Genomic DNA, 25,788 nt, shown 5'->3' on the forward strand with positions numbered 1-25,788 from the left:
TATGCGAACTATATGCGCACACAACGTGCCAGAGATGTTGTCACATCTGCAACGGGCGCGTTAGCGGGCACCAAATTGACCCACCGACAGCTGCGGAACAGACGAGGAACATGCGGTCGTATCCAGCGGAACAATCACGCCACCGGAACCGGAGGGAAGACCCACCAGGAAGCCCTGAACCGGGCGGCTACCGCAATCGTCACCGAAGCGTGCCGGGTACACCGAACGCAGTACCGCGGTGGTGCTATCGCCGGGGTTGAGGGTCACTCCCGCAGGGTTCATGTACTCAGCAGAGGCGGATGCCTCACGGCCGACCCAGGTTCCCGAGGGGCCCGCATGGACCACGCGCGGGTAGCCGCGCAGGGTGCAGGGGGAGTTCGAGGAGTTCTGGAAGTACAGGGTGTAGTTTCGGGCGCCGGGGGAGCCTTCTCCAATGGCAACCGAAACGTTCAGGTCGTCCAGATCGCACTGGGTCGGTCCCTCAGCAGCGTTATTGTTGGAGGAGTTAGAGGACTTCTCCGAAGAGCTCGAAGAATTCGAGGAGTTGGAAGAATTCGACGAGTTCGAGGAACCGGAGGAGTTCGAAGAGTTGCCCGAAGAGCGAGAACCCGACTGCGAAGACGAGTCTGAGCTCTTCTGGGAATCCTGCTGAGAATCAGAGTCGTCCGACTTGTTCTGCTCGGAACCCTCGTGGGAGGACTCAGAGGAATGAGAGTCAGAGCTCTGCTTCGACTCGTGAGTCTCGGTGTGGGAGGAAGACTCGTGGTGTTCCGCGTCGGGGGAGTTCACCACGGTAATGGAGCCCGGGCTCACCGAAGGGGTAGCCCCGTCGGAGGCTACTCGAATCGTGCCGGGCTTGACCGAAGCTGATGCGCTCGGATTTGCCGAGGTACCTTCAGCTTCCTGACCGGCCTGGGACGCGCCGCATCCACTGAGCGCTAGCACGCAACAGAGGAGGGTGGTTGATGCGAGTACCTGAGCCGATTTAAACATGATTACATCGCCGCCTGCATTTGGATTTCTGCTCCGTCCATACCGGGGGCGTACTCGACCTGGCAGCACAGGCGAGAGTACTCGTTGGCGACATCGTCGACCATGTCGAGCAGGTCCTGCTCAGCTTCGGTGCGCTCACCGGAAGCCTCGAAGTGCTCGGGGTCGATGAAGCCGTGGCAGGTAGCGCAGGATGCGTTACCACCGCAGGTTGCGAGGACCGGCACGCCGTTAGCCTGGAGGGTTTCCAGGAGGGTGTGGTGGTCTTCCCACTGAATGTCGTAGTTTACGCCTGCTTCGTCAGTGACCTTAATCGTTACGCCCATGCGTTCTCCTTCTTCTGTAGTGATGCGTTTCTATTGTAGAGGTAGGGGCTGTTATTCACCGTACTTTGTGGCGCATCCCCAACCCTACCGTCACGCATATCACGGGAACGCATATTAATTTTTATGCTGAATAGCATGTCTGTATTGCCCCCAGTCTACCCCGTATTGCCCTGACAACGCGGGATATAGGCGCATATGAATACTGCCCCCAGATGCAAAGACATGCTGGGGGCAGTATAAAGAACCGGCACGCGGGCGCGCTTCAACGGCTATGCTTCAACTGTGACGAAGAGCTACTCGGATTCCTTCTCCGCCGTCTTCTCCGCGCTCTTCTCGGCGTCCTGCTTTTCTACGCTGTGGTCATCAGTATTCTGGACGCTTCGTCCCGGACCGCGCACAATACCTCGCACGCTATCACGCGGGTCGGCGTAGCGCAGGTCGATACCGAAGGTATTGCGGATCTGGCGTGCCGAGTTCAGGTGCCAACGCTGCGAATCCGAGGGAGTCACCGAGGTGACCGCCTTCTGCCCCGGAGCCAGCTTCTCGTGGCGGATATCGTAGTGCTTACCACCCATGGTGATGGTGAAGCCGTGCTCCTGCAGTAGCTGCACGAACGCATCCACATCGTGCGGAATCTTGCGGCCGCGCTGCCTCTTCGTACCGCTCATCCTCGGCTGCGATTCGAAGGGGTTACGGCTGGGCGCGGTGCCGCGGCTAATACGAATCACCTGCTGGTCGGAGTGCGAGAACTCCACCTGGTAGCCGTTGAGCGAGTACACGGTGCGGCTACTGCCGGGAATCGGGCGGCGGTCCTCGGCCTCATCCAGGATGCGGGCAATGTACTCGCCGGTCAGTCCGAGCGATTTGAGCTGAGCCTGAGCCTCGGGGGAGAGCTGGTAGCCTCCGGCGAGAGCCTGCAGCGGGCGTAGCGCGAGCACCTCGGCGGTCAGGGGGTTGAGCACCACCTGGTAGCCTTCCTCTTCATGCGTGTAGAGGGTGACTTCTCGGCCGTAGCGGTTCTCTTGCGCGCTTTCTTGAACCACCGTGCTTGCGGGCGATTCGATGATGTCCAGCAGTAGCTCGTAGGTGAGGCTGTGGCGCATCATATAGTCCATCACGCCCGGGAGCACGCCGTAGATACGGCGGCGCGGCGGCACCTCGCCGTAGAATTCCTTCTCGATGCGCGCGGCAATACGCTGGTTCTCCAGCGGCACCTCGGTCAGCGGAATGAGGCGCTGGTTGGAGGGGCGAATCTTGGCGCGTGCGGCGGCGGGCTTGGGCGCCTGACGGTATGCGTCCACGAGTGCCTGCTGTTGCTCTACGAATTCCTGGGCGATGAGCGGCAACAGGGTGAAGTAGAGCTCTGCCGCTTCGGGCTTGAGCGCGCCGTTCTCATCGAGTAGGGACGCGCCGTCCTTGGAGAGCAAATCCCACGGCTTATCGTTTGCGGTGCTTTCTTCTGAGCCCTGGTTGTCCCGGTAGCTATAGGTTGCGAGGGAAGCAAGCTCCTGCAGGCGAACGTACACCTCAAGAGGAACGGTAATCTGCTTAGCGGACATTATTTCTCCTCCTCGGTGGTGTCTGCCCGAGCTGCTTTATCTTCTGCCTGCTTTGCCAGGGTGTTGCTGAGCTCTTCCAGCTGCACCTTGCGCAGGGTTTCTGCGTGCAGGTTGTGGAAGTCCGCTGTCTTCGCCAGAGCCATAACGGTCCGCTCATCGGGCGAGATTGCGATTTCCAGGCCCTGCGCCGCGTAGATGCGGGTCCAGCCTTCAGCCATACGCACGCTCTCGGGGCTGCTCAGCGTCTGGAGCATCAGATCGAAAACGAACGGCGGGTTCTTCTTCAAGAAGGTGCGGGCGCGCTCGCTGAACTCAAGTTCCAGGGCGTTGAGCGAGGTGTATTCGCCCTGAGCCAGGGAGGTTTGCGCCGCCTCGTTGTAGTCGGCGTCGTATTCGTCGATGACGGTAATGACTTCTGCGGAGGCGGTGTTCACGTCAACCCGGTAGTCGTCGTGGGTGAAGCGAATGGTCCAGTCGTTGATGCGTTCTGCTTTACCTTCGCGCAGGATGGCGCGCACGAGCTCTTCGCTGATGTTTTCGCGTTCAAGGCGGGCACGCAGGCTCGGACGCAGGCGGTAGGGGTAGGGGCGGTCGCGGTCCTCAGCGGTAATGGCGCGAGGTGCTGCGGCGACCGGCTCTGCGGCGGGAGCGCTCGGGGTAGGCGCGGCAGGCTTCGGCGCACCTGGTTTCGGCGCGGCAGGCTTCGGGACCGTAGCTATCGGTGCAGCGTGGCTGAGCACGGGCAACTCTTCAGCAGATACCTGTTCGGTACCCGCTACCGACTGCGCGGCTTCCGGGGCGGTGGCTTCGGCAGCCTGTTGGCGGGCACGCAGCCCCTCCAGGTACTCTTCGATGCGCGGCGGTCGGTAGGTGAGCGTGGACTTGCGGAACATACCGGGGGAGGGGGCACCGGGAGTCGGTGCGGCAGGCTTCGGCACTGCAGACGTAGGAGTTGCGGGTTTGGGCGCAGCTGGCTTCGGTACAGTGGGCTCGGGTGCCGCTGCTACAGACGTTGCAGCGGTAATCGTTGCCGGGCTCGGCACCGGTGCGGTCTTTTCTGCGGGTGCTTCTTCCGGCACGCTGGGAACCGGGCTGGGGGCTTGCGCTGCGCGGGCCGCAAAGAGCGCGGGGGAAGGCGCAGGCTTCGGGGCTGCAGGCTTGGGCGCAACAGAAGCGCTAACTTCAGCATCCTCAATTACTGCAGATTCTGTGGGGTTAGGTTCAACCTCAACATCAGCCGTAGAGTCTGCGGTAACTTTGGTTGTCTGCTCCTCATCGCTGAGCTCATCGTCGCCACGACGCAGAGCGGCAACGAGTTCCTGCCGGGAGGTATAGGGAATGATTTCCTCGGGAGAGTCGATATATCGGGGGAAGTTCTCGTAGAGAATCTTCGCCGCGGCTTCAAAGAGCTTCTCCGTGGTGGCGTTGGCGGCGGGTGCGCAGGGGCAGAGTAGTTCCTGGTGTTGCGCGTCATAGAGGGACCAGTGGGCGCATCGTTCGGTGGGCGGGAAGTAATCGAGTGTTCCCAGATCGGCTATATCGATGAGTGCACCTATCAGGGACTGCGGAATGGATAGCTGTGCCATAGTGCTCCTTCGCGTTGTCTGCTCTCCAACCTATGCGTGGAGGGTCTTCTTTCCATCCTATGCGTTTTTTGGCGGGTGTGCCCCGGGGCACGTCATCTGGGAGCATAAATCTGTGGATTCACAGGTTGAAACGCACTTTTGCAACAGCTGTTGGGTGCGGATGAGGCGGTTGAAGCGTCTTTGCTACACCTCTATACAGGCGTCTCCTATATGGGCATCTCCATGCACTGTGGCTTCTGCGCGCCGCGCCGCCTGTCGTGAGCGCGGTGGTTTGCGTTGTATCCGGCGCTTGCGGCGAGGTACTTTCGGCGGGGCACTTTCCGGGCGTATTTCTGGAGACACAAAAAATCCCCGGTTCCGAAGAACCGGGGATCTGTGGTGCGCCCGAAGGGATTCGAACCCCCAACCTTCTGATCCGTAGTCAGATGCTCTATCCGTTGAGCTACAGGCGCATGTTCCTCACTTCGGATTTCTTCAACCCGTCGCGGCAACAGGTACTACTATACGGATGTCCTCAAGGGTGTGCAAGCCGAAAAACTCGAAATTAGTCTGAAATCGCCTCCGAAAGACTCTCGAATACCCCGTTTTGCCGCATGATTCCGGGGGTTTTGTGCTCTTAAAATTTTTTTAAAATATTTTTGTTCCACCCCAAAACCTAGCTCACGGACACTCGGAACACCCTCCTCGACCCTGCCGAATCACCTCGAAATCCTCCAAAAAATCTTCTCGCACTCTAAGAATGTGATGCGCAGAACTTAAGAAATGGTGTCATAGAAAGCTCTGCAGACCATTAATGCGTTATTCTGTAAGCATCACGAGGAAGTGGAGACTGTCCAAGCGTGCATATTCACGATTATTTGCACGCTTGTAGTGTTTAACTGCTTCTTTGTTACCGCAGACCTAACCGGATCAATGTAGTATCCGGGCCACCGATTGAAGGGGAAAATGTCAATGGCTGACACCTCAACTCGTACTCTCTCTGCCGAACTCGAAAAGGAGCTGCAGAGCGCACCTACCACCCACCAGGGCCTCCTGGATTGGGTTCGCGAGGTTGCGGCACTGACCCAGCCCGCACACATCTACTGGGTCGATGGCTCCCAGGAAGAATATGACCGCCTGGCACAGGAACTGGTTGACGCCGGTACCTTCGTTCGCCTCAGCGATCACGAATTCCCGAACTCTTACGCAGCTTTCTCCGATCCCGACGACGTTGCACGTGTCGAGGAGCGCACCTTCATCTGCTCCGAGACTGAAGAAGGCGCAGGCCCGACCAACAACTGGCGCGACCCCGTCGAAATGAAGCAGACCCTGACCGGTCTGTTCGAGGGCTCCATGCGCGGTCGTACCCTGTACGTCATTCCCTTCGTCATGGGCTCCCTGAAGGCTAAGAACCCCAAGATTGCTGTTGAGCTCAGCGACTCCGCATACGTTGTCTGCTCCATGCGCATCATGGCAACCATTGGTAAGGACGTTCTTGCCAAGCTGAACGAGACCAACGGCTTCTTCGTCAAGGCTCTGCACTCTGTTGGTGCACCCCTGGAGCCCGGTCAGGAAGATGTTCCCTGGCCTTGCAACCCCGAGAAGTACATCGTCCAGTTCCCCGAGACCCGCGAAATCTGGTCCTTCGGCTCCGGCTACGGCGGTAACGCACTGCTCGGTAAGAAGTGCTACGCACTGCGTATCGCATCCGTTATCGGTCGCGATGAGGGCTGGATGGCAGAGCACATGCTCATCCTGAAGGTCACCAACCCCGAGGGCAAGGTTCGCTACATCTCCGCAGCGTTCCCTTCCGCATGTGGCAAGACCAACTTCGCAATGATGGAACCCACCATTGACGGCTGGAAGGCTGAGATGGTCGGCGACGACATCGCATGGATCGAGTTCGACGAGAACCACCAGGCACGCGTGGTCAACCCCGAGGCTGGCCTGTTCGGCGTGGCACCGGGCACCGGTTACTCCACCAACCCGAACGCTATGAAGGCTATCGCCAAGGGCAACACCATCTTCACCAACGTTGCACTGACCGACGACGGCTCCGTCTGGTGGGAGGGTAAGACCGATGAGGCTCCCGAGCACCTGATTGACTGGACCGGTCAGGACTGGACCCCCGAGTCCGGCCGCCCGGCAGCTCACCCGAACTCCCGCTTCTGCACCCCCGCATCCCAGGTCGACATGCTCGCTCCCGAGTACTACGACCCCGAGGGTGTGCCGCTGAGCGCTATCGTTCTGGGCGGTCGCCGCAAGACCACCATCCCCCTGGTTTCCGAGTCCGAGAGCTGGGAGCAGGGCGTCTTCCGCGCAGTTACCCTCTCCTCCGAGACCACCGCGGCTGCTAAGGGCGCTGTCGGTGTGATTCGCCGCGACCCGATGGCAATGCTGCCCTTCATCGGCTACAACGCTGGTGATTACTTCAAGCACTGGCTGGACCTGGGCAAGAAGCACGGCGCTGAGAATATGCCGAAGGTCTACTACGTCAACTGGTTCCGCCGTACCCCCGACGGTGGCTTCGCATGGCCCGGCTTCGGCGAGAACTCTCGCGTTGTGAAGTGGATCTGCGACCGCCTCGACGGCAAGGCTGGCGGCCAGGAGACCTTCCTGGGCACCGTTCCCACCAAGGAAGACCTGGACCTGACCGGTCTGGAAATCTCCGAGGAAGAACTGAAGGCTGCTCTGGCTGTCTCGAAGGAAGAATGGGTTGCTGAGCTGCCCAGCATCGACGAGTGGCTCGAGAAGTTCGGCGACAAGCTGCCTGCTGAGGTTCGCGAACAGCGCGACGCTCTGGCGAAGGCTCTGGAGGGCTAAGACACTCCAGCTAATACCTAAGGTTTAGCGCATTGAAGGAGCGGAATCTCCCGATGAGATTCCGCTCCTTCCTTCTGCTTGGGGAAAATTTGAATCCCCGTCAGCTGGGGGGAATGATAAGTTTTCTCGCAAAGGTGTGAATGTAAGGCTATGCAGTCCACTTGCTCTTGAGAAATACTTTAAATCCCCGCCGGGGTGGTTGGGGCACAGAAGCAGCTGGTTATAATTTCTTGCCTCTCTTATCACCCCTATACAATTCCAATGTAAGATTTTTGAATGCACATGGCTTTCACGAGCTGCGCATATCCGCTGCTACATGTACTGATATGTGGTGGCACGAGAGATTAGAAGGAGTATCCATGCGTTTGACAGCATTCTCGGATGTCTCGCTCCGCGTTCTGATGCTCCTGTCTGCTCTGGAGCCCGGTCAGAAGCTTTCCACCCAGAAGATCGCTGAAGGTGTGGACACCCCCTACAACCACGTGGCGAAGGCTGTAGCTTTCCTCGTGAACATGGGTTACCTGGACTCGACTCGCGGTCGTTCCGGTGGCGTCATGCTTTCGGATGCGGGTCGTTCTGCGACCGTCGGCACTATTCTTCGCGCTACTGAGGGCGATATCCCCATGATTGAGTGCGAGGACGAGAATGGCCACTGCCCCCTCGATAAGTTCTGTCGCCTGCGCAATGTGCTGGCGAAGGCTCGCGAGGCATTCTATGCATCGGTTGATTCGGTGATCATTAGCGAACTGACTGCCGGTGCGCGCCCCGTTGGCCCGGTGTTCGTCGAGCTGGGCTTTGGGCCTCCGGAGAATGCGTTGCCTGCGCGCTAGTCGTAAGTATTCAAGCGATACGTGATGCCTGTGGAGCTTTCCAGTGGGAGGCTCCACAGAGTTTTTAACACGGAGGTTTGGGCGTTTCTGTGCTTGATGCGGGGGCTGCTAGGCGGTTCGCGCGGGGGTGTTTCGTGGGGGTTTTGAGGGCCGCGGGGGAGTGTTTTTGACTCTGCGTGCGCGGTTGTCGGCACCTGCACGAACCCGGAAAATGTGCAGTAAATGCAGGATATTGCAAATTTGCTTTTCAAATGCAGAAAATGTGACCATATTCATTTTTGCACCGCACTGCATACTTTCCCTAGTAAATATATTTTCGCTCCAGAATTTTTATGCACACTTCGGGGCTAGTCACCCGGCGAACTCAAAAACAGTGCTGAAAATATATAGTGTGACGCTCGGCTCTCTCTTTGAGTCAGGGTGAACCATAAGTAGCATCTGTAGCGCCAAATAACCCTCGGGGCATGACCTGCACACAGCGCAAGCACCCCGCAAAATGCTACGGTAAGGGTGCTTTATAAACACTTCGTCACCAACTGAGCTGTCCGAGTGAACGCCCCAGCATCACACATATCAAGGGCATCATCACAACGACCAGGTGACCACACAGGAAGAAGGCATGACATGCTCTCTGAGAAGTCCCGCCCCATTATTGAGGCAACGCTGCCCATTATCGCTGAGCGCATCAACGACATCACCCCCGACTTCTACCGTCGAATGTTTGCTGCCCGCCCCGACCTGATGGACGGCATGTTCTCCCGCTCCTCTCAGCTCGAAGGCACTCAGCCTCGCGCACTGGCTGGCTCCATCGCAGTATTCGCTTCCTACATTGTCGAGCACCCGGACTCCTACCCGGACGAGGTCCTCTCCCGCGTGGCCCACAAGCACGCATCCCTGGGCCTGAAGGAAGAAGAGTACCCCACCGTCTACAAGTACCTCTTCGAGGCAATCGCCGCTAACCTCGGCGACCTGGCAACCCCCGAAATCGTTGAGGCATGGACCGAGGTCTACTGGCTCATGGGCAACGCCCTCATCAAGCTGGAGAAGGGCCTGTACGCTTCCCAGGCAAACGACGTCATGTTCGCACCCTTCAAGCTCGTTGACCGCAAGGAGACCGGTGAGAACGTCGTAGTTCTGACCTTCGAGCCCGCCGACGAGACCCCCATGACCGAGTCCAAGGGCGGCCAGTACATCTCCATCGTCGTTCCCGCACGTGACGGCCTGCGCCAGGCACGCCAGTACACCCTGCTGCCCAGCGAAAAGAACCAGCGCCGCATCGCTGTGAAGCTCGACCCCAACGGCGAGATGACCTCCATCCTGCACGAGCTGGAAGTCGGCGCAGTCGTCGAAATCTCCAACCCCTACGGTGACCTGACTCTGGAAGGCTTTGGCGACCCTGAGGCGCCCCTGTACCTCTTCTCCGCAGGTATTGGCACCACCCCCATGCTCAGCTTCCTCTCCGAGCTGGTTGAGAAGGGCTCCGAGCGCCCCGTGACCGTGGTCCACGCAGACCGCCGCCTGGACACCTGGCCCCTGCGCGAAGAGCTCACCGAGCTCGTCGGCAAGCTGCCCAACGCACGCCTCGTCTCCTTCATCGAGGGCGAAGGCGGCGACTTCACCGGTCGCGTCGACGTCTCCAAGCTGGATGTTCCCGCCAACGCTAACGTCTACCTCTGTGGCCCGCTGCCCTTCATGCAGGGCGTACGCTCCGCACTGGTGGAGGCAGGCGTTCCCGGCAAGAACATCAACTACGAAATCTTCGGCCCGGACCAGTGGATGCTCCACGACCAGGCACGCGAGGCGTAAAAACCCCGTAAGCCGGCTCGTCCGCTAGGTTTCTTGGAACTTAATAAAAAGATCCCGCCCGCAGAAACAATCTGCGGGCGGGATCTTTATATTTCAACTGCTCAAAGAGCAGAAGAGAGAATGTCTACGAAAGACTAGGCCTGGCGAACCAGAGCCAGAACCTCGTCGCGGACGCGCTCCATAGTCGCAACATCCGGTGCCTCAAGGTTCAGGCGAAGGAAAGGCTCGGTGTTCGAAGGACGCAGGTTAACCCACCAACCCTCTTCGGTGTTGGTGAAGGTGGTGCCGTCGGAGTCCTCAACAACCACGGGAGCGTTAGCGTAGTGTGCACGCACGCGGTCCACAGCGGCAGCCTTGTCTTCAATCTCGGAGTTAATCTCACCGGAAGCAACGTACGGGGAGTACTTCGCGCTGATCTCGGAGAGAGGCTCATCGCTACCACCCAGAGCAGCCAGCACGTGCATTGCAGCGAGCATACCGGTGTCTGCGTTGAAGAAGTCCTTGAAGTAGTAGTGAGCGGAGTGCTCGCCACCGAACACGCCGTTCTCCTTGGCCATAACAGCCTTGATGAAGGAGTGGCCCACGCGGGTCTTCACTGCGCGGCCGCCCAGCTTCTCAACCAGCTCGGGAACAGCCTTCGAGGTGATCAGGTTGTAGATGATGACGGGCTCTTCGTTACCCTCAGCCTTTGCACGAGCAATCTCGCGCTCAGCAACCAGAGCGGTCACAGCCGAAGGAGTGACGGGCTCACCCTTCTCGTCGATGACGAAGCAACGGTCAGCGTCACCGTCAAATGCCAGACCAATGTCAGCACCGTGCTCAACAACAGCCTTCTGCAGGTCAACCAGGTTAGCCGGCTCCAGCGGGTTAGCGGGGTGGTTCGGGAAGGTGCCGTCCAGCTCGAAGTACAGCGGAACGATTTCCAGGGGCAGGCCCGGCAGGATGGTGTCGCCCAGAACAGCGGGAGTGGTCATACCACCCATGCCGTTACCAGCGTCAACAACAACCTTCAGGGGGCGGATGGAAGACAGGTCAACCAGCTTGCGCAGGTACTCTGCGTAGGGCTTGAGGATGTCCTTCTCAGAAACGGTGCCGACCTTCTCAACCGAAGGAATCTCGCCCGAATCCAGGTACTTCTGAGCCAGGTCACGGATGTCGAACAGACCGGACTCGGAAGACAGCGGAACAGCGCCAGCCTTAGCCATCTTCATGCCGTTGTACTCTGCGGGGTTGTGGCTAGCGGTGAAGGTAACACCGGCAGCGTTCTCAACGCCACATGCGAAGTACAGAACGTCAGTGGAGATCAGACCGATCTTCTCAACATTTGCACCGCGAGCGGTTGCACCCTGGGCGAATGCATCCATGAATTCGGGGGAGGAGGGGCGCATGTCGCCGCCGACCAGGATAGTCTGGCCCTCCAGGCCCAGAACGTCTACGAAAGCCGCGCCAGTAGCGCGAACAGTCTCTGCGGTAATGGTTTCGCCGACGATGCCACGCACGTCGTACGCTTTGAATGAGTCATGTAGATTAATAGTAGTCACGCCTTTTATTTTAGCGGTAAAGAAGTGCAACTAGCCTCTATAATGGGCAGGTAAAACCTTATAAATTCCGCTGAATGTATGGGTTTTTTATCACGTCACTTACTCCAGACAACTCACGTCGAGAGGTATTTCCCCCCATGGGTGAGATTTTTTCCCTAAAAAACCAGATTCAGAATTATGCGTGGGGTTCCCGCGAAATTCTCGGACGCATGCGTGGCGTGCCCGTACCCACCGAGCAGCCCGAGGCTGAGGTGTGGGTTGGTGCGCATCCGGCTGCTCCCTCCCGCGCAACCGTTGACGGCACCGAGTCCCCGCTCAACGAACTGATTCAGGCTGAGCCCTCCCGTTTCCTGCGCCCGGACCGTACCTCCGACTGGTTCCCTTTCCTCTTTAAGATCCTTGCGATTGATGCACCCCTGTCGATTCAGGTGCACCCCACCCCCGAGCAGGCTATTGCTGGCTTCGAGGACGAGCAGGCACGCGGCATCGCGAGTGATGCACCGCACCGCAACTACAAGGATCGCTACTCCAAGCCCGAAACCGTTATTGCGCTGACCCCGATGCGTGTGCTCACCGGTGTGCGCACCTCCGCGCAGCTGGCAGAGCTTGCCGAGGCGTTCAAGGCTGGCTGGCTGGCAGAGCGCGTGGAACTTACCCCCAAGCAGCTGCTGACCGAGATCATTCGCATGCCCGAAGAGACCGCCACCGCGGCTGTTGAGCAGCTTGTCGAGGCGGCAGCACAGCTGACCGACTCCGAAAACGCTGCTATTGCTGATGCCGCGGAGCTCGTGCAGATTGTTGCCGGCAAGTACCCCGGCGACCGCGGTCTGCTCGTAGCATTCGTCATGAACCTGGTACACCTGGCACCGGGTGAATCCGCCTTTACCCCCGACGGTCAGGTGCACGCTTACGTCTCCGGTACCGCTATTGAGTTGATGAACCCCTCCGATAACGTGATGCGCGCGGGTCTGACCGCGAAGCACATCGATACTGAGGAGCTCATTAAGGTTCTCGGTGAAAGCCAGGACGCCCCCGTCATCCAGCGCCCCACCCCCGAGAACGCACCCGTTGGCACCTACGCCATGTGGGATGAGCGCATGAGCGTGACCCGCATCCGTGTTGAAGAGGGCAAGCCGCAGGAGTACACCTTCGAGGGTATTAGTGCCGCACTGAGCGTATCCGGCGAAATCACCATTCACGCAGCGGACGGCAACGGCACCGAGGAATTCGTACTGGGTGCTACCGAGTCGGTGTTGCACGTGGGTGAGCCCTCGGTGGCAACCCTGAGCGGCAGCGGTGAGCTGTACATCGCTTCTTACGTCTAGGTCTTACCTCTACGTTGCGTCTGGGTGTTACGTCTGGGCGTTACATCTGGGAAATGTCTCTAGACACTCAAATCCAGACAGATAAATGGAGCATTCAAAAGAGATTGCTCCGCTCATGACGCGAATAAAGAATCCACGTTCTTTCGTACCTTTGAATAAGGTGAGGGGACGTGGATTTTTTATTCCCTCGATGTTCAGGGGGAAGGACTTTTAGCGTTGAGCCTACAGAATGTGTTCTGAGTAACCTATAATTGGTCTTATAAATATGCGTATACCTGTGCCTTTATGCACCTCTTCCTCAGGTACGCAGCCCCAAACTGCTAGGAGAACACTGTGAAGATCATCCTCACCGTCACAGGCATCGACCACGAAGGCATCATCGCTGCCGTGACCGCAACCCTCGCCGAGCGTAAGGTCAACGTCCTCGACGTCTCCCAGACCATCATGGGCGAATACTTCACCATGATCATGCACTGCTCCTTCGACGAAGCGCAGCAGAACCTCATCGATCTGCAGGAAGCCATGATCGGTGTCGAACACGAACAGAAGGTGCAGATTCGCATCCAGGCAGAATCCATCTTCAAAGCAATGCACGCCATCTAGGGCTCCACTGATGCGCAACACCAATATTCTAGAAACCATCCGAATGATCGAGGAGCAGAAGCTCGACATTCGCACCGTCACCATGGGCATCTCCCTGCTCGACTGCGCCGACTCCGACGGCGAAGTAGCCCGCCGCAAAATCTACGACAAGATCACCAACCGCGCCGCAAACCTCGTCAGCGTCTGCGAAGGTATCGAAGCTGAGCTCGGCATCCCGATCGTCAACAAGCGCATCGCCGTCACCCCCATCGCGCTGGTGGCAGGCGCCTCCGGCGACGAGGACTATGTAGAGTTCGCTCGTACCCTCGACGCAGCTGCGAAGGCAGTCGGCGTGAACTTCGTCGGCGGCTTCAGCGCCCTCGTCGATAAGGGCATGACCCCCGCCGACGAGAAGCTGATTCGCTCCATCCCGCGAGCGCTCGCAGAAACCGACGTGGTCTGCTCCTCCGTAGACATCGGATCCTCCCGAGCCGGCATTAACATGAGCGCAGTCAAGCTCATGGGCGAGACCATCCGCGCCACCGCAGACCTGACCGCGGATGCACACGGCTTCGGCTGCGCCAAGCTCGTCGTCTTCGCGAACGCCGTCAGCGACAACCCCTTCATGGCGGGCGCATTCCACGGTGTTCAGGAGGCAGACACCACCATCTCCGTGGGTGTCTCCGGCCCCGGCGTGGTACACCGCGCCCTGCAGAAGGTCCGCGGCGAATCCTTCGACACTTGTGCAGAAGAAATCAAGAAGGCAGCCTTCAAGATTACCCGCGTTGGCCAGCTGGTCGGTACCCTCGCCGCTGAACGCCTTGGCGTGCAGTTCAACATTATCGACCTCTCCCTGGCGCCCACCGCAGAGATTGGCGACTCGGTCGCACACATCCTCGAGGAAATGGGTCTGGAAACCGTCGGTACCCACGGTACCGTTGCGGCACTCGCGTTGCTCAACGACGCGGTGAAGAAGGGTGGCCTCATGGCGTGCTCAAATGTCGGCGGCCTCTCCGGGTCCTTCATCCCGATCTCTGAGGACATCGGCATGATTGAATCCGCAGCCGCCGGACACATCAGCCTCGATAAGCTTGAAGCGATGACCGCCATCTGCTCGGTGGGCCTGGACATGGTCGCGGTTCCCGGCGACACCCCCGCCGCGACCCTCGCCGCAATGATTGCCGACGAGGCAGCAATCGGCGTGATGAACCACAAGACCACCGCGGTTCGCGTCATCCCGGCGGTCGGCCTGGGCGTAGGCGACATGGTCGAATTTGGTGGCCTGCTCGGTCGAGCACCCGTCATGCCCACCCACACCCCCAGCGCGGAGGCGTTCATCGCCCGCTGCGGTCGTATTCCGTCGCCGGTTCACGGTTTCCGCAACTAAGCTCGAGCCCACAACTAAGCTCTAGGGGCGCTGAGAACCAATAGAAAAGGGGAGGCGCCGAAGATTATCTCTTCGGTGCCTCCCCTTTGTGCTGTACCCCTTTGTGCTGTATAAGCTACCAAGAAGCTACTGATACACGAAACGGCTCATCAACGCCTCAAGCGCCAGACGCGCATTCGCGTTCGTCCGCAGGCGGCGCAGAGTCAGCTCGACCGCCTGCACATCCTCCAGTAGCTGCTGGGCGGAACGGCGGGTGCAGAACGCCTCCAGGAGCTCACGCAAATGCTCATTGACCAGCGGAGCCTGAGCCGACAGAGCCACCGTCAACGCATCACGCAGAACCGTCTGAACCTGCGCCACGGAACGCAACAGCGTATCGGAGGAAACGCGCTTAGCGCGGCGCTTCTGCTGCTCCTCCAGACGGCGAACCTGCGCTCGCAAGGACGGAGAAACACGCTCACCCTCGCGAATACCCAGCAGAGCCAGAAGCTCCTGGCGTTCCTGCTCATCCTTGAGAGCGGAGACAGCCTGTGCATCCTGGTCGGCAAGGTCGGTGAGCTTCTCAGCTGCGTTGAAAGCCGAAGAAATAGAACGAACATTCAGAATCAGGGAGGTAATCAACTCCCGACGAGCCATCGCCCGCTCATCGGTCGCCAAACGGTACCCCTCCTGCGCATCACCCAGAGCCAGACGCGCCGCACGGTGCGCCAAAGGATCCACCACACCGTGCGCCAGCAAATACTCGTGCACCTGCGCATCGGTAGGAACTGGCAACTGCACCGGACGGCAACGTGAACGAATCGTTACCAGCACATCGGTGGGGGAGGGTGCCGTCAACAGCCAAATTGTATGCGGCGGCGGCTCCTCAATCGCCTTCAACAACACATTGGAGGTACGCTCCGGCATGCGCTCGGTGTCTTCGACCAAAATCACTCGCCAGCGACCTACAGTCGGGCGGTCCTGAGCCTTCATGACCAGCTCGCGTGCCTCATCAATGCTGATGTGCGTCGCCTCGGTACTAAAGTGCGTGAAATCTGCGTGCGAACCGTTCATGACGGTCACGCAGCCCTTGCACTGACCGCATCCGCGGTTCTGCGGGTCGGGCTGTTCGCACAGCAGCGCGGCAGCGAAAATTTTTGCCGCCTCACGGTGAGGCGCACCGGTCGCACCCGTGAAAAGCCAAGCGTGCGTGGGGCGGTCGGCAGCGGCATCCGTACGTAGCTGCTGGAGCTTATCGGCAGGAATCAGTAGGGTATCCCAGAGACTCATGAGTCCTCCTGACCGGTGCGGACCAGTTCGCGGGCGGCAAGCAGAGGCTCAATCACCTCGAGCACGCGCGCGTGCACCTGCTCAATCGTGCCCACACCATCAATGATGCGGTGCGAGCCGTTAGCGTCCTCGCGGGCAATCTGCTCGAACGCACCGTGAATGCGGGCCTTGAACGCCGCGCCTTCAGCCTCAATACGGTCGACGGTGCCGCGCTGGTCCATGCGCTCCTGCTCGGCGCTCAGCGGCACACTCAGCAAAAGGGTCGCGTCAGGAACCAGGTCGGCGGTAGCCCAGCGGCTCAAATCGACGATGGTTTCAATACCCAAATCACGGCCGACACCCTGGTACGCGGCGGAAGAATCAATATAGCGGTCACTGAGCACGATGGCGCCCTCAGCGAGCGCGGGGCGAATCAGTTGGGAGGCGTGAGCCGCGCGGGACGCCGCAAAAATCAGCGCCTCGGTGCGGTCATCAATGGTGCCCTGACCTGCTTCCAGGACGAGGGCGCGAAGCTTCTCACCAATCTCGGTGCCGCCGGGTTCGCGGGTGGTGATGACACGGTATCCGCGGGCGCTGAGCGCTTCATTCAGCAGGGCGAGCTGGGTGGTTTTGCCGGCACCGTCGCCTCCTTCGACCACGATAAAAAGCCCGCGGCGACCGGTCGGGTCAGCGGGAAGATTCTGTGCATCGGGGGTGTAGCTGAGAGTATCCATCACCCTTAAGGGTACCGGGTCTCTTAGCAGCACCGGTGCGGTTTTGGTGATACCTCCGCGTGGGGTTGAGCGCGCATAAAGGTAAAAAACATGTAAATCCTGTGTGCTATCACTCGTACGGACGTGCGTTCTATGCCAGGGTGTGCCAGGCTTAAAGACATGAGTGCAGATAACCACGACATGAATTACTCCGCAGAGACCTTCGTCGTCTCTGGCGGCCGCCCGGCACACGAGCATGATGCGCCGGTGAACCCTCCGATCGTTCTTTCTTCCACCTACCGCGGTGTGGACGCCGTCAATATTGAGCAGGACCGCGTGTACGCCCGCTTCTCGAACCCCACCTGGGAGGGCATGGAAGAGGTTGTGGCAAAGCTGGAGAACGCTACCCAGCCCGGTCTGCTGTTCCCCTCCGGTATGGCTGCTGTCGCTGCTGTCATCGACCTGGTGCCGGTTGGTTCCATCGTTCTGATTCCTAAGCACGCATACATGGCGTCGGTGACCCTGTGCAAGGATTTGGAACGCCGCGGCATCATTGAGCTTGTTCGCGTGGACATTGAAGACACCGAGAGCGTTATCGCCGCTATGGAGGATGCCGCATCCCGCACCGGCGTGACTCCCGAGAACGTGAACTACTCGGCACCGAAGGTCCTGGCGTGGCTGGAAAGCCCCACGAACCCGATGCTTGAGGTCGCTGACCTGCCTGCCCTGCTTTCTGCTGCTCGCCGCCTGGGCATTGTGACCGCGGTGGATAACACCTTCGCGACCCCTATTCTGCAGCGTCCCCTGGATTTGGGTGCTGACGTTGTGGTTCACTCCGCAACGAAGTTCCTGGCGGGTCACTCTGATGTTCTGCTGGGCATGACCCTCACCTCGAATGAGGAACTGTACAAGGCTATGCTGCACCACCGCATCACCAATGGCGCAATCCCCGGCCCCGTGGAGGCGTGGCTTGGTCTGCGCGGCCTGCGCACCCTGGCACTGCGCGTGGAACGTGCTGTGCAGAACGCACAGGTGCTGGCGGAGCGTCTGAGCGAGCACCCCTTCGTGACAGAGGTGCGTTACCCGGGTCTGGAGAGCGACCGCGGCCATGAGGTTGCGAAGAAGCAGATGGACGGTTTCGGTGCGATTTTGTGCGTCACCCTGGATACCGATGCGGCTGGTGCCCGTAACGTCGTGGAGGCGTTGAAGCTGTGGACCCCGGCAACCTCTCTGGGCGGCGTGGAGTCTCTCGTGGAGCGTCGTCGTCGCCACGGTAACGAGCCGGATTCGATTCCGGAGTCTCTGCTGCGCCTGTCGGTGGGTATTGAGAACGTGGATGACCTTTACAATGACTTGGTTGAGGCCTTTAAGGCTGTCCGCTAGGCACTTTGCTAGGGTTGTCTAGAGAAGCTGCTGATTCTAAGGAATACTATGTCTCCTATTCTGTTGGTCATCTATGTGACCACTCTTATCGATGTGCTACTGGCTGTTGCCGGCGCTGTGGTTGGTGTGCTGGCTTTTGTTCGTGCGTGGTCGTCTCCGGCTAACGCTTACGATTTTGCTGGTAAGCGCCCGAAGAACACGTGGCTGGCTTTGACCGGTGGTTCCGCTGCGGTGTCGCTGTTTAGCGTTTTTGCTGCGGTGACTGGCGGCGGTAATAGCGTGCTGATTCTTCAGCTGATTGCTGCTGTGATTAGCTGCGTGTTCCTGGCTGGTGTGTGGCCTTCGGTGGGTCGCCGCCGTTTCTAGCGTTAGCTTTTGCGCTCGCTTTGTGCGATAGATGGTGAAGCCTCGTGCGCTGTCTGACGGGTTTGTCCCGGTCGGATGGTGTGCGGGGCTTTTCCCTTTTCTGGCGGGGTTTTTGAGCCTTTCGTTCTGGTGGAAAAGACCCTTATAAATTTTTGGGAGAATGCATATTTTCTAGGCTCTAAGGCATGACAAACCGGCGGGTAAATGAAAAAATAGAGGTATGACTTACAAACTAGTACTCCTGCGCCACGGCCAGTCCGAGTGGAACGAGAAGAACCTGTTCACCGGCTGGGTGGACGTTAACCTGACCGATAAGGGCCGCGCTGAGGCTAAGCGCGGCGGCGAGCTGCTGGCAGAGCGCAACATCCTCCCCGATGTTGTTCACACCTCCCTGCAGCGTCGCGCAATCAACACCGCAAACCTTGCACTGGATGCAGCAGACCGTCTGTGGATTCCCGTCAAGCGCACCTGGCGCCTGAACGAGCGTCACTACGGTGCTCTGCAGGGTAAGAACAAGTCCGAGATCCGCGAGGAATACGGCGACGAGAAGTTCATGACTTGGCGTCGTTCCTACGACGTTCCGCCGCCCCCGCTGGACGACAACGACCCCTACTCGCAGGCAAACGACCCCCGCTACGCGGATGTTGAGAACGCTCCCCGCACCGAGTGCCTGAAGGACGTTCTGGGCCGTATGCTTCCCTACTGGGAGTCGGACATCAAGCCCGACCTCGCAGCAGGTAAGACCGTTCTGGTTGCTGCACACGGTAACTCCCTGCGTTCGCTGGTTAAGCACCTCGAGGGTATTTCCGATGAGGACATTGCTGGTCTGAACATCCCCACCGGTATTCCGCTGTACTACGAGCTGGATGAGAACTTCCAGCCCGTCAAGGCTGGCGAGTACCTGGACCCCGAGGCTGCTAAGGACGCTATTGCTGCCGTAGCAAACCAGGGCAAGTAATACCTCCGGCAGGGTTTCACCCCTGTCATTGTGATGAGCCGTCCACCGTTGAGGTGGGCGGCTCATTGCGTTCTCTGCAGGGTTTCTGCACGGGGAGCCTGTCTGAGAAGAGGGGCGTTCGCCCAAGTGCTGGGTATCGGCCACATTTATACTTATGGGGTACCCGAATGGAAGGGAAGTACATGGATGCCGGTCTGATCGCCTTTATTGCGGGCATGATAGGTCTGCTGGTGGGCGTCCTGAGCATGAACGCGGTGGCGCGTAGTGAGCGGGAGCAGGAGCGTAGCTTGGTGTCGGCGCCGGCGCTGCGTGATGGTGCCGCTCAGGTGCTTGCTGTGATTGGTCGTGCCTATCTGGTGATTGATGAGGTGGGCGGCGTGGTTCAGGCTTCTCCTGGTGCGTATGCGATGGGTCTGGTGCGTGGTCATACGGTGGCCTCTGATGAGTTGGCGGATATGATTCGCACGGTGCGTCATCGCGGTATTTTTGCGGAGCGTACTTTTGAGATTGACCGCGGTGAGGGTGAGGCGCTGGTGCTGGACGTTCGCGTGGCTTCTTTGGGTGACGAGTACATTCTGGTGCTCGCGGATGACCGCACTGAGATTTCTCGTGTGCAGCGTATGCGTAATGATTTTGTGGCGAATGTGTCGCATGAGTTGAAGACTCCGGTGGGTGCGGTGAGTCTGTTGGCTGAGGCTATTGAGCAGGCGAGTGATGACCCGGAGGCGATTGAGTATTTTGTGGGGCGTCTTCATAAGGAGACGCGCCGCCTGTCTGCGCTGGTGCGTGACATTATTGAGCTTTCGCGTCTGCAGTCGACCGATGTGATTGCGCGTGGTGGTCCGGTGTCGGTGCCTTCTTTGGTTACTGATGCGGTGGACCGTTCGCATATTGTGGCGGAGGAGAAGGACATTCAGATTTCTACCCGCATCGAGGAGGTGCCCGAGGTGTACGGTGACGCCGAGCTGCTCGGTATTGCTGTGCAGAACCTGGTGGAGAACGCGGTGCGTTATTCGCCGGAGCATACGAAGGTGGATATTTGGGTGCACCGTGTGGCTGATCAGCTGCTGGTTGAGGTTGCTGATCAGGGCGTGGGTATTCCGGAGGACGAGCAGAAGCGTATTTTTGAGCGTTTTTACCGGGTTGATCCGGCTCGTTCGCGTCAGACGGGCGGCACTGGTTTGGGCTTGAGCATTGTGAAGCATGTGATGACTCAGCACGGTGGTAGCGTGACGGTTCGGTCGATGCCGCAGGAAGGTTCGACGTTTACGTTGGCGTTGCCGCTGAATGAGCCTCCGGCCGCAGTGTAGTGTTAGCGGTATAGGTTTTATGGAATCGAAGGAAGTTATTGATGTCTAAAATTCTGATTGTTGAGGACGAAGAGGCCCTCTCGGATCCCCTTGCGTTTTTGCTGGGTCGTGAGGGTTTCCAGACGATTGTTGTGGACAACGGTCTGGATGCTCTGCCGGTGTTTGACCGCGAGGGCGCAGATTTGGTGCTGCTGGATGTGATGCTTCCGGGCATGTCCGGCATGGAGGTGTGCCGCAAGCTGCGTGAGGTGTCTTCGGTCCCGATTATCATGCTGACCGCTAAGGATTCTGAGCTGGATAAGGTGCTGGGTCTGGAGCTGGGCGCTGATGACTATGTGACGAAGCCGTATTCTGCGCGTGAGTTGATTGCTCGTATCCGCGCGGTGTTGCGTCGTCGTTCGGCGGAGACTGATTCTGCTACTGAGTCGGTGCTGCAGGGCGGCCCGGTGCGTATGGACATTGACCGCCATGTGGTGACGGTTAATGGTGAAGAGATTTCTATGCCGCTGAAGGAGTTTGAGCTCCTGGAGATTCTGCTGCGCAATGTGGGTCGTGTGATGACTCGTGGCCAGTTGATTGAGCGCGTGTGGGGCGCCGACTATGTGGGTGATACGAAGACCCTGGACGTGCACATTAAGCGTCTGCGTTCGAAGATTGAGCCGGATTCTTCTGCCCCGCAGTATGTGGTGACGGTTCGCGGCTTGGGCTATAAGTTCGAGGCGTAGGCGGGCTTGAGACTGATGAGTTCTGCTTCTGCGGCGAATACTGCTGTGATTGTTTTGGCGGCTGGTTCGGGTACTCGCCTGGGTGAGCCGATCCCGAAGGCCGCTGTGCGTGTGCATGGTCGTACCCTGCTGGATTATGCGTTGGAGGGTGCGCTCGCTTCGGGTGTTGCTGAGCATGTGGTGGTGACTGTTCCTGCTGATTGTTCGGCGAGTTGCCCGGAGCTTTTGGAGGATGCCCGCCGTGCCGGTGCGTTGATTACTGCCGGTGGTGATACGCGTACTGCTTCGGTGGTTGCGGCGTTGGATGCTTTGAAGGATGCGCAGGTTCCGGTGGATTATGTGCTGATTCATGATTGCGCTCGTGCTTTTACTCCGCCGCAGGTGTATCACCGCGTGCTTGAGGGTTTGGGTTCTGCGAGCCCGCAGGGTGTTGTGCGTGCGGTGATTCCTGTGTTGCCGGTGGTGGATACGGTGAAGACTGTGGATTCTGCTGGTTTGGTGACGGGTACTCCTTCGCGTGCGCAGATGCGTGCGGTGCAGACTCCTCAGGGTTTTGAGGTGGCTGCCCTGTTGGCGGCACATGAGCGTAGCCGTTCCCTGCCTGCTGAGGAGGCTGAGCTGTTGACTGATGATGCGATGGCGATGGAGGCGGCGGGTGAGCCGGTGTTGACGGTTGCCGGTGATGCGGATGCGTTTAAGGTGACGACTCCGATGGATTTGCGGGTTGCTCGCGCGCTGTTTGGTGATTCTGCTGCCTAAGCTTGCCGCCTAACGCCTCTTTTGCGGAGGCACTGCTGCTGAGAAGATGTTTGATCGATTGAAGGGTCCTGTGATGACTGTTATTCCTCGTGTTGGTACCGGTGTTGATGTCCACGCTTTTGGCGAAGAGGGCACTCCTCTGTATATTGCTGGTCTGCATTGGCCGGGTGAGCGTGGTTTGAGTGGCCATTCTGATGGTGATGTGGTGGCTCATGCTGCTGCGGACGCTCTTTTTGCCGCCTCCGGCACGGGGGATTTGGGCTCTAATTTCGGTGTGGACCGCCCGGATATGAAGGGCGCTTCTGGTGTTCGTATTCTTTCTGAGGCTGCGGCGATTGTGCGTGCTGCTGGTTTTGAGATTGGTAATGTGAGCGTTCAGCTGGTGGGTAACCGCCCGAAGTTCTCTCCGCGCCGTGATGAGGCGAACCGTGTGCTGAGCGAGGCGGCGGGTGCCCCGGTGACGGTGATTGCGACGACTACTGATGGTTTGGGTTTGACGGGCCGCGGTGAGGGTGTGGCTGCTATTGCGACGGCGCTGGTGTATCCGCGTTCGTAGGTGTTTGGTTGCTTCGAGCCATTCTGTAACCTATCGCTGATTTACCGCCCCGGCGTTTGAACCGACCCCGTAGAATGAGAGTGTGACTATGCGTTTTTATGATTCAGCTTCCGCGACTATCCGCGAGTTTGAGCCCGTCGTGCCCGGTGAGGCGCGTATCTATTATTGTGGTGCTACGGTGCAGGGTGAACCGCATCTGGGCCACATCCGTTCGGCGTTGGTTTTTGACCAGTTGAGCCGTTGGATGCGTTACCGCGGTTTGAAGGTGACGACGGTCCGCAATGTTACTGATATTGACGACAAGATTTTGGCGAAGTCTGCTGAATCTATGGAGCCCGGTTTTGAGGGTGAATTCCCGAATGAGCAGTGGTGGGCGCTCGCGTACCGTTTTGAGAAGGTTTTTGCTCAGGCGTATGCGGCGCTGGGTATTGATCCGCCGACCTATGAGCCGCGTGCGACCGGTCATATTCCGGAGATGTTTGCTCTGATTCAGCGTCTGATTGATCGTGGCCACGCGTATCCTGCGCTGGATGATTCTGGTGATGTGTATTTTGATGTGCGTTCGTGGGATAAGTATGGTGCGCTGACGAATCAGAGCGTTGAGGATATGCAGGATTCTGCGGATGCTGATCCGCGCGGTAAGCGTGACCCTCGCGATTTTGCCCTGTGGAAGGGTTATAAGGAGGGTGAGCCGCTGACTGCTTCGTGGGAGTCTCCGTGGGGTCGCGGCCGTCCGGGCTGGCATCTGGAGTGCTCGGCGATGGCTGGTAAGTATTTGGGTTCGCGTTTCGATATTCACGGTGGCGGTTTGGATTTGCGTTTCCCGCACCATGAGAATGAGCTGGCGCAGTCGACTGCTGCTGGTGATGATTTCGCGAACTTCTGGATGCATAACGGCATGGTCACCTATGAGGGTGAGAAGATGTCGAAGTCTATCGGTAATACGATTTCGCCGGCGCAGATGCTGCAGATGGCTCGTCCGCTGGTGGTTCGCTATTACCTGGGTAGTGCGCATTACCGTTCGATTCTTGATTACCGTCCGTCGTCTCTGCAGGAGGCGGCAACCGCTATTGAGCGTGTTGAGGCGTTCCTTGCTGCAACTCAGGATGTGCTGAAACCGGGTCGTGAGGTTCCGGAGGCTTTTGCTGAGGCTATGGATGATGACGTGAATATTCCGCGTGCTTTGGCGGTTCTGCATGAGCAGACTCGTGCGGGTAATGCTGCGCTTGCTGCCGGTGAGGACGCTTCGGAGGCGGCTAATGCTGTGATGGCTATGGCTGAGGTGCTGGGTCTGGCGCAGCTGATGAGCTTTAATGCTGAGGGCACTTCGGGTGCTGAGCATGAGGCTTTGGATGCGCTGATTCAGGCTGTGTTGGCGGAGCGTGCTGATGCTCGTGCTCAGAAGGATTGGGCGAAGGCTGATGCGATGCGTGATCTGTTGGCGTCTGCTGGTGTGCAGGTGAAGGATGGCGCGAATGGTTCGAGCTGGAGCGTTGGCTAGAGGGTGATGTGCCCCGCGTTTGTGCGTAAGGCTTAGGTCGAGCGGGTTTCTCTCGCGTAGACTCGTATTCATTACTTTGACGAAGGAAGAGAAGAATGGCTAAGGCAGGTTCGCGCCCGGGCGCTACCAGCAAGAAGAAGGGTGCTACTAAGGGCACTGGTGGTCACGGTCGTAAGGCGCTTGAGGGTAAGGGTCCTACTCCGAAGGCTGAGGACCGCGTTTATCACAAGGCGTATAAGATGAAGCGCGCGGCTGAGCGCCGTGCTGCAACCGGTACGAACCGTAAGTTCCAGACTCGTCTGGGCGGTAAGCGTGCTAGCGATGAGCTGGTCACTGGTCGTAACGCGGTGCTGGAGGCTCTGCGTACTGAGATTCCCTCGAAGCACCTGTACATTATGAGCCGCATTGAGGTGGATGACCGCGTCCGCGAGATTATGACTATTGCGAATAAGCGCAATATCCCGATGCTGGAGATTCCGCGTAGCGAGCTGGATCGCCTGACTGATGGTGCGGTGCACCAGGGTGTGGCGATGCAGATTCCTCCGTACAAGTACCCGGATGCTACTGACCTGGTGCTGGATACTATGGAGCGTTGGCACTCGGGTAAGCTGTCGACTCCGCCGCTGTTTGTTGCGCTGGACGGTATTACTGATCCGCGTAACCTGGGTGCGATTATTCGTAGTGTGTCCGCGTTCAGCGGTGATGGCGTGATTATTCCTGAGCGTCGTTCGGCTGCTGTGACTGCTGGTGCGTGGAAGACTAGTGCCGGTGCGGCTGCTCGTATTCCCGTTGCGATGGCGACTAACCTGACTCGTGTGATTCAGCAGGCTAAGGAACAGGGTATTTTCGTGATTGGCCTGGATGGCGGTGGCGATATTGAGTTGCCGGCTCTGGAGCTTGCGAATGAGCCGCTGTGCGTGGTGGTTGGTTCTGAGGGTAAGGGTCTGTCCCGCCTGGTGACTGAGAACTGCGATCAGATTGTGTCGATTCCGATTGACTCGGCGATGGAATCTTTGAACGCGGCGATGGCTGTGGGCATTACTCTGTACGATGTTTCTCGTCGTCGCGCTACCGCAAACTAGAGTTTTGAAGCTAGCGGGCTACGGCATGTAGCTCTGTAGCATGAATAAGGAGGGCGCCCCCGTGAGGGGGTGCCCTCCTTTTCTGTGCTCTTCTGCGCTCTCCCCATATGTAGGTGCTCATATATAGGGAGGTGCAGAACGGGGGAGTGCAGCGGTACAGAAATACGGCGGTATGAAATACAGAGATGGGGGAGGGGCGGAGCCCCTCTTCCCATCTTTTCTTCCCGTCTTCTCTTCCTATCTTCTTGATGCTGAGGGGCTCTTCTGCCCTTCTATATGGGCTCTATAGGGAGCTTCTGCAGGTTTTCGAGGTCTTTTGAAGGTTTTTAAACTTTTTTTGAAGAACTTTCGGGAGGCTTATCCTGCGTTGACTAGGGGTTTTGCTGTTCTGTTTAGGTCAGGATGAACCTAAACCCCCGTATTTGTGCTCTACTTCACCCATTTTCGGGTTGC

Annotated in this window: 22 protein-coding genes and 1 tRNA gene; 15 read left to right on the forward strand and 8 right to left on the reverse strand. The window is 58.6% G+C overall.

The window, feature by feature from the left end:
- Positions 1-60: 60 nt before the first annotated feature.
- The 5 genes from HMPREF2749_RS00655 to HMPREF2749_RS00675 all read right to left on the reverse strand — a co-directional run bounded on the left by HMPREF2749_RS00655 (position 61) and on the right by HMPREF2749_RS00675 (position 4,913).
- Positions 61-993, reverse strand: coding sequence for a DUF4232 domain-containing protein (locus HMPREF2749_RS00655; RefSeq protein WP_049350511.1), 933 nt, complete (start codon positions 991-993; stop codon positions 61-63).
- A gap of 2 nt (positions 994-995) precedes the next feature.
- On the reverse strand, positions 996-1,316 hold the full coding sequence (locus HMPREF2749_RS00660; RefSeq protein WP_005509285.1) for a 2Fe-2S iron-sulfur cluster-binding protein: 321 nt from the start codon (positions 1,314-1,316) through the stop codon (positions 996-998).
- Positions 1,317-1,609: 293 nt separating this feature from the next.
- A complete protein-coding gene (locus tag HMPREF2749_RS00665; RefSeq protein WP_070593010.1) occupies positions 1,610-2,875 on the reverse strand; it encodes a cell wall biosynthesis glycosyltransferase in 1,266 nt (421 codons plus the stop codon).
- Positions 2,875-4,461, reverse strand: coding sequence for a DNA repair protein (locus tag HMPREF2749_RS00670; RefSeq protein ID WP_070593012.1), 1,587 nt, complete (start codon positions 4,459-4,461; stop codon positions 2,875-2,877). The genes HMPREF2749_RS00665 and HMPREF2749_RS00670 overlap by 1 nt, the downstream gene beginning before the upstream one ends.
- 376 nt (positions 4,462-4,837) lie before the next feature.
- Positions 4,838-4,913: transfer RNA gene (locus tag HMPREF2749_RS00675), tRNA-Arg, on the reverse strand.
- A gap of 499 nt (positions 4,914-5,412) precedes the next feature.
- Here HMPREF2749_RS00675 and HMPREF2749_RS00680 point away from each other — a divergent pair.
- The 3 genes from HMPREF2749_RS00680 to HMPREF2749_RS00690 all read left to right on the forward strand — a co-directional run bounded on the left by HMPREF2749_RS00680 (position 5,413) and on the right by HMPREF2749_RS00690 (position 9,899).
- Positions 5,413-7,263, forward strand: coding sequence for a phosphoenolpyruvate carboxykinase (GTP) (locus HMPREF2749_RS00680; protein ID WP_044150793.1), 1,851 nt, complete (start codon positions 5,413-5,415; stop codon positions 7,261-7,263).
- Between the two features lie 359 nt (positions 7,264-7,622).
- On the forward strand, positions 7,623-8,093 hold the full coding sequence (locus HMPREF2749_RS00685; protein WP_044150790.1) for an RrF2 family transcriptional regulator: 471 nt from the start codon (positions 7,623-7,625) through the stop codon (positions 8,091-8,093).
- A 624-nt stretch (positions 8,094-8,717) separates the two neighbouring features.
- Positions 8,718-9,899, forward strand: coding sequence for an FAD-binding oxidoreductase (locus HMPREF2749_RS00690; RefSeq protein ID WP_049346694.1), 1,182 nt, complete (start codon positions 8,718-8,720; stop codon positions 9,897-9,899).
- A 134-nt stretch (positions 9,900-10,033) separates the two neighbouring features.
- Here HMPREF2749_RS00690 and HMPREF2749_RS00695 read toward each other — a convergent pair whose 3' ends face one another.
- Positions 10,034-11,440, reverse strand: a complete 1,407-nt coding sequence (locus HMPREF2749_RS00695) for a phosphomannomutase/phosphoglucomutase (RefSeq protein ID WP_049358231.1) — start codon at positions 11,438-11,440, stop codon at positions 10,034-10,036.
- 137 nt (positions 11,441-11,577) lie between these two features.
- Between HMPREF2749_RS00695 and manA the strand changes: the two genes are divergently transcribed.
- The 3 genes from manA (at position 11,578) to HMPREF2749_RS00710 (ending at position 14,734) form a co-directional block, all read left to right on the forward strand.
- Positions 11,578-12,765 carry a mannose-6-phosphate isomerase, class I gene (gene manA / locus HMPREF2749_RS00700; protein WP_070593014.1) on the forward strand — a complete coding sequence of 396 codons (1,188 nt, stop codon included), beginning with the start codon at positions 11,578-11,580 and terminating at the stop codon, positions 12,763-12,765.
- Between the two features lie 333 nt (positions 12,766-13,098).
- The gene (locus HMPREF2749_RS00705) at positions 13,099-13,368 is read left to right on the forward strand and encodes an ACT domain-containing protein (RefSeq protein WP_049340339.1); all 270 of its coding nucleotides are present in this window, start codon (positions 13,099-13,101) and stop codon (positions 13,366-13,368) included.
- A 10-nt stretch (positions 13,369-13,378) separates the two neighbouring features.
- Entirely contained in the window at positions 13,379-14,734 is a 1,356-nt protein-coding gene (locus tag HMPREF2749_RS00710; RefSeq protein ID WP_049340341.1) for a PFL family protein, read from the forward strand.
- A gap of 126 nt (positions 14,735-14,860) precedes the next feature.
- Here HMPREF2749_RS00710 and HMPREF2749_RS00715 read toward each other — a convergent pair whose 3' ends face one another.
- Positions 14,861-16,003, reverse strand: a complete 1,143-nt coding sequence (locus HMPREF2749_RS00715; RefSeq protein WP_049358233.1) for a DNA polymerase III subunit delta' — start codon at positions 16,001-16,003, stop codon at positions 14,861-14,863.
- Positions 16,000-16,716 (reverse strand): dTMP kinase, encoded by a 717-nt coding sequence (gene tmk, locus HMPREF2749_RS00720; RefSeq protein WP_080976688.1) that lies wholly within the window; start codon positions 16,714-16,716, stop codon positions 16,000-16,002. Before tmk ends, HMPREF2749_RS00715 begins: the two co-directional genes overlap by 4 nt.
- Before the next feature lie 159 nt (positions 16,717-16,875).
- Between tmk and HMPREF2749_RS00725 the strand changes: the two genes are divergently transcribed.
- The 9 genes from HMPREF2749_RS00725 (at position 16,876) to rlmB (ending at position 25,335) form a co-directional block, all read left to right on the forward strand.
- Complete coding sequence (locus HMPREF2749_RS00725) at positions 16,876-18,078, forward strand: trans-sulfuration enzyme family protein (RefSeq protein ID WP_049358234.1); 1,203 nt, start codon at positions 16,876-16,878, stop codon at positions 18,076-18,078.
- A gap of 48 nt (positions 18,079-18,126) precedes the next feature.
- Positions 18,127-18,444, forward strand: coding sequence for a DUF2516 family protein (locus HMPREF2749_RS00730; protein WP_049340347.1), 318 nt, complete (start codon positions 18,127-18,129; stop codon positions 18,442-18,444).
- Positions 18,445-18,664: 220 nt separating this feature from the next.
- The gene (locus HMPREF2749_RS00735; RefSeq protein ID WP_012904159.1) at positions 18,665-19,402 is read left to right on the forward strand and encodes a phosphoglyceromutase; all 738 of its coding nucleotides are present in this window, start codon (positions 18,665-18,667) and stop codon (positions 19,400-19,402) included.
- A 167-nt stretch (positions 19,403-19,569) separates the two neighbouring features.
- Positions 19,570-20,712, forward strand: coding sequence for a sensor histidine kinase (locus tag HMPREF2749_RS00740; protein ID WP_246823468.1), 1,143 nt, complete (start codon positions 19,570-19,572; stop codon positions 20,710-20,712).
- A gap of 41 nt (positions 20,713-20,753) precedes the next feature.
- The gene (locus tag HMPREF2749_RS00745) at positions 20,754-21,437 is read left to right on the forward strand and encodes a response regulator transcription factor (RefSeq protein ID WP_005507150.1); all 684 of its coding nucleotides are present in this window, start codon (positions 20,754-20,756) and stop codon (positions 21,435-21,437) included.
- A 15-nt stretch (positions 21,438-21,452) separates the two neighbouring features.
- Complete coding sequence (ispD, locus tag HMPREF2749_RS00750; RefSeq protein WP_049358236.1) at positions 21,453-22,196, forward strand: 2-C-methyl-D-erythritol 4-phosphate cytidylyltransferase; 744 nt, start codon at positions 21,453-21,455, stop codon at positions 22,194-22,196.
- Between the two features lie 73 nt (positions 22,197-22,269).
- Positions 22,270-22,752, forward strand: a complete 483-nt coding sequence (gene ispF, locus HMPREF2749_RS00755) for a 2-C-methyl-D-erythritol 2,4-cyclodiphosphate synthase (RefSeq protein WP_005509302.1) — start codon at positions 22,270-22,272, stop codon at positions 22,750-22,752.
- 82 nt (positions 22,753-22,834) lie between these two features.
- Positions 22,835-24,253, forward strand: a complete 1,419-nt coding sequence (gene cysS, locus HMPREF2749_RS00760) for a cysteine--tRNA ligase (protein WP_049358237.1) — start codon at positions 22,835-22,837, stop codon at positions 24,251-24,253.
- A 95-nt stretch (positions 24,254-24,348) separates the two neighbouring features.
- Positions 24,349-25,335, forward strand: a complete 987-nt coding sequence (gene rlmB / locus HMPREF2749_RS00765; RefSeq protein WP_070593018.1) for a 23S rRNA (guanosine(2251)-2'-O)-methyltransferase RlmB — start codon at positions 24,349-24,351, stop codon at positions 25,333-25,335.
- Positions 25,336-25,788 lie beyond the last annotated feature (453 nt).

It is taken from the genome of Rothia sp. HMSC075F09 (genome assembly GCF_001810515.1).
Classification (GTDB): domain Bacteria; phylum Actinomycetota; class Actinomycetes; order Actinomycetales; family Micrococcaceae; genus Rothia.